Annotated in this window: 10 protein-coding genes; 4 read left to right on the forward strand and 6 right to left on the reverse strand. The window is 57.8% G+C overall.

All coding sequences use genetic code 11. The features are described 5' to 3' along the window. The first annotated feature begins 45 nt into the window (after positions 1-45). On the forward strand, positions 46-1,233 hold the full coding sequence (locus CRD20_RS03805; protein WP_070603938.1) for a lipase family protein: 1,188 nt from the start codon (positions 46-48) through the stop codon (positions 1,231-1,233). 39 nt (positions 1,234-1,272) lie between these two features. Here the strand turns inward: CRD20_RS03805 and CRD20_RS03810 are convergent, their stop codons facing one another. Further along, entirely contained in the window at positions 1,273-1,449 is a 177-nt protein-coding gene (locus tag CRD20_RS03810; RefSeq protein WP_005510144.1) for a hypothetical protein, read from the reverse strand. 333 nt (positions 1,450-1,782) lie between these two features. Beyond that, positions 1,783-2,616 carry a DUF1266 domain-containing protein gene (locus CRD20_RS03815; RefSeq protein ID WP_187400235.1) on the reverse strand — a complete coding sequence of 278 codons (834 nt, stop codon included), beginning with the start codon at positions 2,614-2,616 and terminating at the stop codon, positions 1,783-1,785. 133 nt (positions 2,617-2,749) lie between these two features. Here CRD20_RS03815 and CRD20_RS03820 point away from each other — a divergent pair, with 133 nt between their 5' ends. Both CRD20_RS03820 and CRD20_RS03825 read left to right on the forward strand, forming a co-directional pair. Continuing rightward, positions 2,750-3,310, forward strand: coding sequence for a hypothetical protein (locus CRD20_RS03820; RefSeq protein ID WP_187400234.1), 561 nt, complete (start codon positions 2,750-2,752; stop codon positions 3,308-3,310). After that, on the forward strand, positions 3,310-4,155 hold the full coding sequence (locus CRD20_RS03825) for a hypothetical protein (protein WP_070603935.1): 846 nt from the start codon (positions 3,310-3,312) through the stop codon (positions 4,153-4,155). Before CRD20_RS03820 ends, CRD20_RS03825 begins: the two co-directional genes overlap by 1 nt. A gap of 123 nt (positions 4,156-4,278) precedes the next feature. Here CRD20_RS03825 and CRD20_RS03830 read toward each other — a convergent pair whose 3' ends face one another. Next, positions 4,279-7,011: an ATP-dependent Clp protease ATP-binding subunit gene (locus CRD20_RS03830; RefSeq protein WP_070603934.1), complete on the reverse strand. Its 2,733-nt coding sequence runs from the start codon at positions 7,009-7,011 to the stop codon at positions 4,279-4,281. Between the two features lie 159 nt (positions 7,012-7,170). After that, positions 7,171-7,458: a hypothetical protein gene (locus CRD20_RS03835; RefSeq protein WP_187404861.1), complete on the reverse strand. Its 288-nt coding sequence runs from the start codon at positions 7,456-7,458 to the stop codon at positions 7,171-7,173. A 366-nt stretch (positions 7,459-7,824) separates the two neighbouring features. Here CRD20_RS03835 and CRD20_RS03840 point away from each other — a divergent pair, with 366 nt between their 5' ends. Next, positions 7,825-9,543 (forward strand): AMP-binding protein, encoded by a 1,719-nt coding sequence (locus tag CRD20_RS03840; protein WP_016421472.1) that lies wholly within the window; start codon positions 7,825-7,827, stop codon positions 9,541-9,543. Positions 9,544-9,655: 112 nt separating this feature from the next. Here the strand turns inward: CRD20_RS03840 and CRD20_RS11020 are convergent, their stop codons facing one another. Both CRD20_RS11020 and CRD20_RS03850 read right to left on the reverse strand, forming a co-directional pair. Then, positions 9,656-10,483, reverse strand: a complete 828-nt coding sequence (locus CRD20_RS11020; RefSeq protein WP_070607477.1) for a hypothetical protein — start codon at positions 10,481-10,483, stop codon at positions 9,656-9,658. A 149-nt stretch (positions 10,484-10,632) separates the two neighbouring features. Further along, positions 10,633-12,090 carry a metallophosphoesterase family protein gene (locus CRD20_RS03850; protein WP_048731772.1) on the reverse strand — a complete coding sequence of 486 codons (1,458 nt, stop codon included), beginning with the start codon at positions 12,088-12,090 and terminating at the stop codon, positions 10,633-10,635. Positions 12,091-12,112: the final 22 nt, after the last annotated feature.

The raw sequence follows: 12,112 nt of genomic DNA on the forward strand, positions 1-12,112 counted from the left end.
CAACGCTGTCTCTTTGGGGCTAGTAAGCGCAGAATTGCGCTGAGCATGGTGCTCGGAATTTCTCTGATTGGCGCTAGCGCGGGTGTGATTAGTGGTTGCTCAGCGTTGGATGGTCTAGGTGCGATTGACTTCGACTCCTCGGATTCTGACTCTTCTGCGGTGAAGCGATTGCCTCCGGGGCAGGTAATTACGCAGACACCATTTCCGGTCAATGCGCCCGCACGCGCACAGCGGGTCGTGTTTTCCTCCACAGGTGCACGCGACCACCGCCAAACAGCAGTATCTGGTACCGTATTGCAGCCCTATGCCCGCTGGTCGGAGAAGTCCCCACGGCCTCTGGCGGTGATTGCGCCGGGGACTCTCGGGATGGCCGATAACTGCGCGAGTTCGGTTGCGCTGCGCTACGAAGCACCTCCGACGCCTCCGGCACCTCAGCTGCTGGCACAGGGATGGAATGTTGCCATCGTGGATTACCAGGGGCTCGGCACGCCCGGGGTACATCCGTATCTCAACCGTGAGATTGCCGGGAATAACACGCTCGATATGGCACGAGCGACTATTGAAGCTTTACAACTACCTGCAGATACTCCCATTGCGCTCTTCGGCTACTCACAAGGCGGAGGTGCCACCGCTGCAGCCGCCGAGCTAGCCGATGAGTACGCCTCGGAGCTGAACATCCGCGCTGTCTACGCCGGGGCTATTCCGGCCGATCTCACCGACACTGCGCTGCATATTCGCGGCTCGGCGCTGGCGGGACTCGTCGGTTACTTCATGAACGGCTTGATTGCAGAGTACCCAGAGTCCAAAGAACCAATCGAGCGCATGCTCAGCCCACTGGGGCAGGACTTCCTGAAGCTCACCGCCGATGAATGCATTGGCGCCACTGTCGAACGTTGGCCTCGCAATGACACCAAGGCATTTACTGCCAATGACTTGGGGATAGCGGAGAATCTGCGCTCGCCCGAGCTCTCCCCCGTCGTTCGACGCCACGTGGACGAACAGGCTCTGGGCACAAAGACTCCCAGTATGCCCGTGTTCGTTACCCATAACGCATTGGATGATGTGTTACCCGTGACGTCGGCACGCGAACTTGTGCAGAAATGGCAAAAGGCCGGCGCCGACATCACCTACGTGGAGGTCGACACTGACCTCGGTGATGGGACGCACGGCCTTGCCTACGTGCTCACTCACGAAGAGATGCTTGCGTGGGTGAATCAGAAAATGGGGTACTAGCGGCGACATTCGCCACTTTCCTCCATCTAGCAAATACAGCTACTTTTTCTTCCAGCGACCACGGAAGGTCAAGCCTTTGCCCAGTCGGACGGTGTAACCGCCACGGCTGTTAATGGTCACTGGACCGATACGCTTAGAACCAGAGACTCCCGAACCCGAGTAGTTCAGCCACGTGTCCTTGTCCAGGTTCTGCTTCTTGCGAAATTGAATCCCCATTTAGTTCTCTCCCTCGGAGTTATCAGATTCGGTCTCTGCCTCGGCAGTATCTTGATTGGCAGTACCTTTGATGTCGCCAGATACAAACGCTCAGGATACCGTCAGCACTGCCGAGAACGCCCGTCATCTTCCTCAGAATCGGCCAAGGCACCGCTCATCGGCATCAACGTTACCGACCTTGCCTCATATTGGTGAAGATAACTTCGCCTTGCAGATGTCATTGAACTCGCCGTCCCTGCGCCATAGATGCCTCAATCCGTTATTTGTGACCGCCCCTAGTGAGCTCATGAAACCGGCCACCGCCACAGCGTGCCGAACAATGACGACAGCTAGTTAGTGCAAACCACCCAAGGATGCGAATGGCTCCTCGGCCTGGATGTCGTGCAAGGGCACGCGCACCCAAGGCGAATCACTGTGTGCGAGCAGCTCGGTGAGCCGTTGCGATTGATCCTTCATCGCAGCGGTGACGTCGGGCTCACCATCACTCGCCCAAATCATTCGACCCCACCAGAAACTTGCGGCTACGTCAGCCCACGACACGAAGTAGCGCTGCAGCGCCGCCACGGCCTTGTCTGAAATCTGAAGGAACTCTTCTGGAGAGATCCACCCCAGCTCCGTTGCCGGGCCACCAACGTTGTGAACACGGATTATGTCCCATGCGCGAGTAGTGGCGGGCAGTGCCGGGGCCGCTGCTTTGGCAAAGCCCTCCGAGCGCAACATCCTTACGAGGTAGCGGAACTTACGTTCTCCACGACGCGGATCCGCGCCTTGGGCAATAAAGAAGTCTTTGAGGAACTCGACCTTTTCCTCCACTTCCACATCTAGCTCGCGCTCGGGGACGTCCTTCACGGCGTATGCGAGGGGTAAAACCAGGTCATCTTCCACGTGCTGGCCACCTTCGAGCAGAGCATCAATAACCTGATACGCTTCCTGTGCACCAGTGACCCCCCAGTTTTGCTCGAGAGAAGTTTTGTAGTACTTGGCCGCCCTTGCGTTGATGGCCTCAACCCCTAGCGGGGTCGCAAACGCCTTATTGCTCTTGTACACCATTGCCCAAGAGTGGCGGCGCACCTCATCTTTGCTCGGCGCCGGTTCCGGCCATGGGAACTTTGTAAGGCGGTAAATCCAAGTATCATCAAACTTTGCTGGCGTGAACGTTGAGCTCATATCCACACAACGTACCGAGGTTTCTGGCGCGGTTCCGCGGTGCCCCATCCATCACCCCTATGCTGGGGAATGATCTACGCCATAATTCAGCACACCCAGTCACAGTTTTTGATGTGTTGTTAGTCTCGTGTGCATGACAGGATCCCAAATTGCATTGACAGACCGGCCAGATCTCGGTGCTGCGCTTAAGCGTGCTGGCGATTCCGAGATTGTGCACGCTGCCGCCGAAGCCGTTATAGAAGGCCTTGGTGTCGACGAGATTGTGCTGGAAGCCGCCGCCACGAAAGCTAGCGGGGTGGACGGTGCCGCGTTTGTCACCAACCGCAGGATCCTCGTGACCGCCGATAAGAAGGATCCATCTCATTTTGAGTTCCTTGAACTTGACAACCTGGGCAACGTCACAGTTCTGCCTTACAAGGGTGGCTGGGCCGTCGTGGCCCAGCTCTACAACACATATAAGGTGTGGAGCGGTTTCACAGAAAAAGCTGCGAAACGTGTGCAATTTGCCGCCCAGTGGGCCCTGACCGCAGGCCGAGAGGCACGAACGGAGGCCTCGCGTGCAGTGTCGTCGACGGAGCTTTTTGAGCGATGGAAAGAAAACAAGCACCGTCTCAATCGCAATAGTTTGGAAGAGCTTGCAGAGTCGATGCGCTCCCTGTATTCCGACATTGATTCACGGTGGTGGACTGAATAATGATTCGACTTGCATACCCGGGTTCGCCCGACCGATTTAATGGGGCAGAAGACACATCACACATCGAGCAAAACCTGGCTATTGCGGAAAATGGCTATCGCCATTACATCAAGCATGGCTCGTTACTAGAAACTGGAGCATCTCCGGCAAATACGACTGCTACCTCCAGGTCAAACTCCAGTGCGGGCACGACAGGTGTTCAGGCCAGCGGCGCATCGAAAGGTCTCAGTGTAAAGAAGCAGCTATTACTCCTCCCCTTAGTGATAGCGGGCATCGTGGTGCTAGCGATTGCCTACGTTGCGGCTAAAGACGCGCTCTTTAGTGACAAGTCAGACGAGTCCGCTGCTCCCGCACAGTCCGCCGCTGAAGCACCTGCCGATTCCGGCGCTTCCAACGGTGGCGCTACCGGTGCCACTGGTGGGGATACCGCTGGCGGCCTCACCCCTGCCGACCACGCACCCGAACCGATTGCTAGTTTCGTGCGGGCCTGCACAGACTATGAAGTGGTGTTTAGCTACTACGGTGCGGATAACGCCCCTGCCCCACAGGCAATGGGTACCAACTGTTCCGTGGATACTACGAAGGCACCCGACGTTGGTTACGTAGTCTTCACCGATGACCCTGCCGCCACCGCCGCCGTTCGTGACGGCAAGCCTGTCTTGGATGCCGTTGAGATTCCGGCAGAATCAACGCGCGGTTCCACATTCAAGGCGCAGCGAGTGGAGTCCCTCATCACAGTTGCGGAAATCCTCCCAGATGATCAGGGAATCGTTGAGTACATGATCAAAAATGATGACCCCGAAGTGGCAAAGAAAGCATTGGTCGACCTCGGCGTGGCCAAGTAGAACTACAACTCTCCGCGCTTTTAGGAAAGACCGCATATAGACACACTGCCGCCCCAGTTCCTCCCATAATGGAATCGGAACTGGGGCGGCAGTGTTCGTTGGTACTGCTAGCGGCTAAACCTCTTAGAGTGGCTGGCCAGCACCCGCACCAGCCGGTGGCGGGTTGTGGCCGTCGTCATCGGAGTCCGAACCGGACTCTAGGTCGGTTTCAGCGGCGGTGGAGCCGCCGTCACCCAGTACATCCGGGGTGATGATATCGGGCTCGCTGGTACCAGCGCTGCCGAGAACGTCCTTGCCTTCCTCGGAGTCATCCAGAGCACCGCCGTCGGCATCGACGTTACCGGCCTTGCCCTTGTTGGTGAAGGTAAACTTCGCCTTGTCGACGTCCTTGGACTCGCCATCCCAGCCTTCGACATCGATGAAGACGGTCTCGCCGAGACCAACCTCACCGTAGAGAATCTTCTCGGAGAGCTGATCCTCAATCTCGCGCTGGATCGTGCGACGCAGCGGACGGGCACCGAGCACTGGATCAAAGCCACGCTTGGCCAGCAGGTTCTTGGCGCGGTCGGAAATCTCCATGGTGATGCGCTTCTCGTCGAGCTGGTCGCTGACGCGGGCCAGCATGAGATCGACCATCTGGACAATCTCAGCCTGGCTCAGCTGCTTGAAGACCACAATCTCGTCGATACGGTTCAGGAACTCCGGACGGAAGTGCTTCTTCAGCTCGTCGTGGACCTTGTCCTTCATCCGCTCGTACTTGCCATCTTCATCGGCCTCGCCGACACCCGAGAAGCCCATACCAACAGCCTTGGAAATGTCGCTGGTACCCAGGTTCGAGGTGAAGATCAGAACCGTGTTCTTGAAGTCCACCACTCGACCCTGCGAGTCAGTCAGACGACCGTCTTCCAGGACCTGCAGCAAGGTGTTGTAAATCTCCTTGTGGGCCTTCTCAATCTCGTCGAAAAGCACGACGGAGAACGGCTTGCGGCGCACCTTCTCGGTGAGCTGGCCGCCCTCTTCGTAGCCGACGTATCCGGGAGGAGCACCGAAGAGACGCGAAGCGGTGAATCGGTCGTGGAACTCACCCATATCAATCTGAATGAGTGCGTCTTCCTCACCAAAGAGGAACTCGGCCAGGGCCTTCGACAGCTCGGTCTTACCAACACCGGACGGACCGGCGAAGATGAACGAACCGGACGGACGCTTCGGGTCCTTCAGACCAGCGCGGGTACGACGAATAGCGCGGGAGACAGCACTGACGGCCTCTTCCTGACCGATGATGCGCTTGTGCAGCTCATCCTCCATGCGCAGCAGACGCGAGGACTCTTCCTCAGTGAGCTTGAACACCGGAATTCCAGTCCAGGAAGCCAGGACCTCCGCAATCTGCTCCTCGCCAATCTCAGCGATGGTGTCGGACTCGCCCGCACGCCACTTCTTCTCGCGCTCGCGGCGCTCTTCGCCCAGCTTGCGCTCCTTGTCGCGCAGACCAGCTGCCTTCTCGAAGTCCTGCTCGTCGATGGCGGCTTCCTTCTGGCGGCGCACATCGGCAATCTTGGAGTCAATCTCCTGCAGGTCAGCCGGGGCAGTCATACGCTTGATACGCATACGAGCACCGGCCTCATCAATAAGGTCAACAGCCTTATCCGGCAGGAAGCGGTCGTTGATGTAGCGATCCGAGAGAGTAGCGGCGGCAACCAGTGCCTTGTCCGAGATGGATACGCGGTGGTGAGCCTCGTACTTATCGCGAACACCACGCAGAATCTCGATAGTGAGATCCACGCTCGGCTCCGGCACGTTCACCGGCTGGAAACGACGCTCAAGAGCGGCGTCCTTCTCGATGTGCTTACGGTACTCATCCAAAGTGGTAGCACCGATGGTCTGCAGCTCACCGCGAGCCAGCTTCGGCTTCAGAATCGAGGCCGCGTCAATTGCGCCCTCTGCGGCACCGGCACCGACCAGCGTGTGAATCTCGTCAATAAACAGGATGATGTCACCGCGCTGGTTAATCTCCTTGAGCACCTTCTTCAGACGCTCCTCGAAGTCACCGCGGTAACGGGAGCCCGCAACCAGCGAACCCAGGTCGAGGGAGTAAAGCTGCTTATCCTTCAGTGTCTCCGGCACACGGCCGTTGACGATGTCCAGCGCGAGACCCTCCACAACGGCGGTCTTACCAACGCCCGGCTCACCAATCAGCACAGGGTTGTTCTTGGTACGGCGAGAAAGAACCTGCATAATGCGCTCGATTTCCTTCTCACGGCCAATAACCGGATCCAGCTTGCCCTCACGTGCAGCCACGGTCAGGTTACGACCGAACTGATCGAGCACCAGCGAACCGGACTGGTGGTTTCCCTCCTGCACACGAGCGCCGGAAGTAGCGCCGACCGGACGCTGCTCCGGAGAACCATCCGACTCATCACCCTGGAAACCGCTGAGCAGCTGAATAACCTGCTGACGTACGCGCGGCAGGTCAGCGCCGAGCTTAACCAGTACCTGAGCGGCAACACCCTCGCCCTCGCGAATCAGGCCGAGCAGCAGGTGCTCAGTACCGATGTACTTGTGACCCAGCTGCAGAGCCTCGCGCAGAGAGTACTCCAGCACCTTCTTTGCACGCGGGGTAAACGGCACGTGACCGCTCGGCGGCTGGGAGCCACGACCAATAATGTCGACTACCTCAGAGCGCACAGCGTCCAGGGAAATACCCATGGACTCGAGCGCCTTGGCAGCCACACCGTCGCCTTCACTAATCAGGCCGAGCAGGATGTGCTCCGTGCCGATGTAATTGTGATTGAGCTCGCGTGCCTCATCCTGCGCCAGGACGACAACGCGACGTGCTCGGTCCGTAAACCTCTCGAACATCACTGCCCTTTCAAGTGTCTATTTTTGCCGTAATTCAATAAAGGTTGTTTCACCTAGCTTAAACGCGACGCGTCGCAGATTAATCCCTATAGCCGTACGCCAGTAGCGAACAGTCTGGTCAAGAGAGGTACAACGGCGGTTTCATCCTGGAACGGACACCTAGTTGTGCACACGGTCGTCGTGGCCGTCATCTCGGTCGTCGTCATCATCGTCGTCGTCATCATCGTCGTCGTCATCGTCATGATCGTCATCATCGCGATCATTGCGATTGTCGTCCACGCTCTCGGTCGAAATCACCGTAGTGGTCTCGACAGGTGCCGGATCGACGTCATCACTATCGCCACATGCTGCAAGACCAAAAGCCGCACCGATTGCGACTGCTCCGACCACGGCAACTCGAGCTGCCGAAATGCGTAGGAAAGTTTGATTTTTGAGAGTGGACTTCATGGGTTCCCCTAAGTCATATCGAATGGCCTCACCCTCCACTACGGCGACGAGGGCGCAGTTGGATTGGAACATCTTTCAACAACTTTTCCTAGAGAAATTACCTCAAAACGGAGGCTCTAAGTGCGGCGACAAACATCTCTCGAGATAGAAGAAGCTCCGCCCCTTTGAACGTATTCCCTGTTCACCTCGCATATCTTCACAATCATTCGTTTCTGATAAAAAATTTTGCAAAAAGCTCCACAAAAGTGACCTAGGACACTTATTCTTACTGTAAAAGAAACTAAATCGGCGGTCCTACCGATGAGGTTTCGCCTGATTAGGCCTCTCCGAAGACCACAGGACATGAACCACGGAAGATGAGTGACTATGACATCTGATCCACAGACCTCGATTCTCAATAAGGTGCGCAAAGCTTCGCGAGCTACCTCGGACCTCGTTCTCGGTCTCGCACCGGTGACGCAAGCTGGTGTCCTCGGCTCGATGGGACCCGGCGCGGCTGGTAAGGCATTAAATTCCATCTACCGCTGGGACTTCCTGCCAGCTGGTCTCCTCGGCATTGCAGCCGGCCGCGATCCGCACCACACCGCAATTATTGATGACGGCGGCTCGCTGACCTACGAGGAGCTGCACGAGCGCTCCACTGCCCTGGCGCGGGCACTCCGCCACGGCGATATTCAGCAGCGCAACCGCATCGGCGTGCTGGCTCGCAATCACCGCGGTTTCATTATGGCTCTGTGCGCCCACGGTCGCCTCGGCACCGATCTGGTGCTGCTCAATACTGGCGCCGCTGCCGAGCAGACTCTAGCGGTAATTCGCGAGCAGAAGATTGACTTCCTGTTCATTGATGAGGAATTCACTCACATGCTGCCGGAGGACTTCGATGAGTGCCCGGTCGCAGTGTCGTGGTTTGAAAACTACGGTGATACCTCCTGTGTTCGCGAGGGCTGGACCTCCATGCAGGAGATGCTGAAGACTGCACCGCCGGCAAAGTGGCCGACCGCCGAGCTGCCAAGCCGTCCGCGCCGTGGCCGCGTTATTATTCTGACCTCCGGAACCACCGGCACTCCAAAGGGAGCCAAGCGTCCGGAGCCGCGCAGCTGGATGCCGGCATCTTCCATCATGAGCCGCATTCCGCTGCGTCAGCGCCGCCCGGCTTACCTTGCGGCTCCGCTGTTCCACACTTGGGGCTTCGCAACCGCACAGCTGTGCATCGCACTGCGTTCCACCATGATTATGCGCCGCAAGTTCGATCCAGCCGACAGCCTCCGCATTATCGAACAGCACTCTCCGCACACCATCTTCCTGGTGCCGACCATGCTGCAGCGCATGATTGAGATTCTCCCAGACAACTACGACATCGGTGCGACATCGCTGAAGGTCATCGCATCCTGTGGTTCGGCCATTCCGGAGGGAATCGTCACCAAGACCCTCGAGCGCTTCGGACCGGTTCTCTACAACCAGTACGGCTCCACCGAGGTCAGCTGGGCAACCATTGCTACCCCGGATGAGCTCAAGGCAAATCCGACCACGGCAGGTCGCGCGCCGCTGGGCACTCGTGTCCAGATTCTCGACGAAGACGGCAACCGCGTCGCCGACGGCGAGACCGGTCGAATCTTCGTGGGTAACAACATGTTGTACGAGGGCTACACCCGCCCCGGCGCGGACAAGCAGGTCATTGACGGCATGGTCTGTACCGGTGACCTGGGTCGAATGGAAAATGGCCTGCTCTACATCTCCGGTCGCGAGGACGACATGATTGTCTCCGGTGGCGAGAACGTCTTCCCACGTCAGACCGAAGATGCACTCAGCCAGCTCGAGGGTATCCGCGAGTGCGCAGTCGCAGGTGTTCCGGATGAGCGCTTCGGTCAGGCTCTGGTCGCCTGGGTTGTCCGCGACGATTCACCTGAGGGCCGCGCCCTGACCAATGAGCAGATTCGCACATACGTCAAGCAGCGCCTCAGCCGCTTCGCTGTTCCGCGCGAGACCGTGTTCCTCGATGAACTGCCACGCAACGCAGTCGGCAAGGTGGTTCCTCGCCACCTGCCGAAGCCGTGGGAGAATGCCGCCGAGGAGAAGGCTGCTTAGGGCGCAGGGACCGTCGTAAAGCGAGCGGCAGACACGAAAAGGACGCGGTAGAAACTTCCATTGTGGAAGTTACCGCGTCCTTTTTGCGTGTCCTAGAAAGAACCAGTGCTGATTAGCCTGCGTTCAAAACACCGTAGTCCGTGACGGGTTCACGGAAAATTTCTTCGCCGTCCTGGGTCACGGTTACCGCATTTGGAGTGACGGTATACGTGTAGCCACCATTCTTTGCGACAGCACGGTTCCCGGAGAAACTATCTACTGTGTATGCATCCGGACTATCCGAAATCTCACCGAAGTCACCGATGTAATGGCGCTGCTGGCGGTTATTGGAATTCTCGCAAATCACAGCCTTGCCCGACGACGTCTCCGCCAGCACACGCGCGTAATCCCCACCCGAGCAGCGAGCGGTACTGCCAACCCAACCTTTGGCGTCGATATCATCGCGATCCATACCGAACGCGCGGAGACCAAAATTTCCCCTCTGCGTAGTGGTAGGAGCGCTGCTCTCCGGCTGCTTCGTCGTTTCTGGCTCGACGGTCTGGGTATAGGTTTCCGTGTGCGTCTCCACCGGCGCCGGGGACGCAGTGCTTGACGACGAGTCCCCTGCCGCAACCGTATCGGGAGACTGCGGGGAATTATCGGAGGAATTATTCAGGTAGTACGCGCCACCGATACCGGCGACCGCTGCAAGTGCGACACCGACGATGCCCAAGACCACGTACAGACCGTTGTTGCTCTTCTGCTCAGGTGCCGGAGCCTGCTGATAAGCCGGATACTGCTGGGGGTAACCGCCCTGGTTCGGCCCCTGCGTTTGGTACTGGTACTGAGGCTGGTACTGGCCCTGGGCCCCGCCCTGCGGCTGCTCCCAGGCAGATGTTGCATAACCGTCCTGCTCCCAATCCTGCGGGGAGGACGAACGCGGGTTGTACTGGTCGGTCATCGCTAAATTCCTTATTACTTCAGAGCCACACTTGTGCTCGGCCAATAACGTGGCGGCTTGCGACTACGCCCACAGCGGAACTTGCCACTACGTATTTTCCATTAACACTATGCGTTGCCCAGCGTACCCTGCTTGAAGCTAGCACTAGCTCAGAGCGGCACTTTGTTCTTGAAGAAATTGACGTAGTTCCGATCGGAGATCTTTCCCAGCATAAACTCTGGCTCCAACCCGAACATCGACCAACGAGTCTTCGTGGACCAGGACAGAGACTGAGGTGTCGTAGTGCGGTGGTAGCTAATTTGGTAACCGTCAGTGTGAACTCGGATCTGCGTGTATCCACCCGGATAGCCGAGTGCCGCGCCCCGCTCACAGAAGTCCGTATCCCCGTAGTCAGCGATACCACGGCGGCTGCGGTGCGTATGACCAGCGAACACGCCTTTGGCACCCGGCGTGGCGGCCAGAATCTCCTGGAAAATCTTGGCCTGCTGCGCCTCGACCATGAATGCCTCACCACCGAAATGCGAACGCACCGCATCCTGAGTAAACGGGTGATGCGCAAACAAAATTGTCGGACGCTCTGGATCGTCTGCGAGTTCGGCACGCAATGCACGCATCTGACGCTCATTAATACGTCCACCTGCATAACCAAACTCGGCGGTATCAACACCGATGAGGCGCACTTCGCCGACGCGAGTCGACCAGTGCTGCTGCGTCGGCACAAGACGCTGGCTGAAGTAATCCGGAACCGCGGTCTTGCCCTTGCGGATTCCGCGTCCACGGAAACCATTGATATTGGGTAGCCCGGGCGGGTGCACATCGTGATTACCACGGGTGACAAACCAGTTTTTCCCAAACTCACCGAAAGTATCCAAAACCCTGATGAGTTCGTCATACTCCTCAGGGCGGTTGCTATCCGTGCAATCGCCATTGATGACGAGAGTGTCTAACCCGGCAGCCTTTACCGTGTCCACCAGACCCTGCAATTGCATAGAGGCAAAAGGCTGCTCTCCCGGACCGGAGGAAAGACCGAGGTTGCCAATGCGAATGCCGTCATGATTGGGCTTGCCAATGTGTGTGTCATTCGTCAGCGCGAACGTCGCCAAATGTGCACCCTCCAGCGCTGGCAGAGTGCTTACGACGCCTGTCTTCTCCGGTGCCGTTTTGCTCATGGTGATATTCAGCGACGGAACCGCGCGACAGTTGTGTGACCAGCACTCAAAGCGATACTCCCGTCCCGGCTCCAACCCGTCAATGACCACATGGTGGTAGCCCGACTCTGAGTACCCCTCGTGCACGAGCTCTAACTGCGTTGAATCCGCAGGACCAAGCAGCACCCGCTCATCCGAAGGAACGGTCGGCTTAATGAAGCCATACGCTGTCTGCACTCCCGGAGCATATGTTGCCCATGTAAATGCCACTGACGTGTCTGTGACAGTGATGACCTCCAAGTCGCTAGCCAGTACCTGCCACGACTTGGAATCCGACTGGGTAAGCCCCAGACCCGACGTGACGTACTCCAGGCCGTACGCTCCCGAGGTTTTCGCGACGGCCATTGAACTTGCAGCAAGAGTTGCAACAGATAGGTAGGCCCGGCGGGAAATGCTCATGTCCAATAAGCCTAGAACCTAA

Source organism: Corynebacterium sp. LK33 (assembly GCF_014334955.1).
GTDB classification, from domain to species: Bacteria; Actinomycetota; Actinomycetes; order Mycobacteriales; family Mycobacteriaceae; genus Corynebacterium; species Corynebacterium jeikeium_D.

Bases quoted from the DNA above. Each gene is read 5' to 3' on its own strand.
- CRD20_RS03850 (WP_048731772.1), bottom strand. From the start codon at position 12,090: ATGAGCATTTCCCGCCGGGCCTACCTATCTGTTGCAACTCTTGCTGCA.
- CRD20_RS03830 (WP_070603934.1), bottom strand. From the start codon at position 7,011: ATGTTCGAGAGGTTTACGGACCGAGCACGTCGCGTTGTCGTCCTGGCG.
- CRD20_RS03805 (WP_070603938.1), top strand. From the start codon at position 46: ATGGTGCTCGGAATTTCTCTGATTGGCGCTAGCGCGGGTGTGATTAGT.
- CRD20_RS03825 (WP_070603935.1), top strand. From the start codon at position 3,310: ATGATTCGACTTGCATACCCGGGTTCGCCCGACCGATTTAATGGGGCA.
- CRD20_RS03835 (WP_187404861.1), bottom strand. From the start codon at position 7,458: ATGAAGTCCACTCTCAAAAATCAAACTTTCCTACGCATTTCGGCAGCT.
- CRD20_RS03840 (WP_016421472.1), top strand. From the start codon at position 7,825: ATGACATCTGATCCACAGACCTCGATTCTCAATAAGGTGCGCAAAGCT.
- CRD20_RS11020 (WP_070607477.1), bottom strand. From the start codon at position 10,483: ATGACCGACCAGTACAACCCGCGTTCGTCCTCCCCGCAGGATTGGGAG.
- CRD20_RS03810 (WP_005510144.1), bottom strand. From the start codon at position 1,449: ATGGGGATTCAATTTCGCAAGAAGCAGAACCTGGACAAGGACACGTGG.
- CRD20_RS03815 (WP_187400235.1), bottom strand. From the start codon at position 2,616: ATGAGCTCAACGTTCACGCCAGCAAAGTTTGATGATACTTGGATTTAC.
- CRD20_RS03820 (WP_187400234.1), top strand. From the start codon at position 2,750: ATGACAGGATCCCAAATTGCATTGACAGACCGGCCAGATCTCGGTGCT.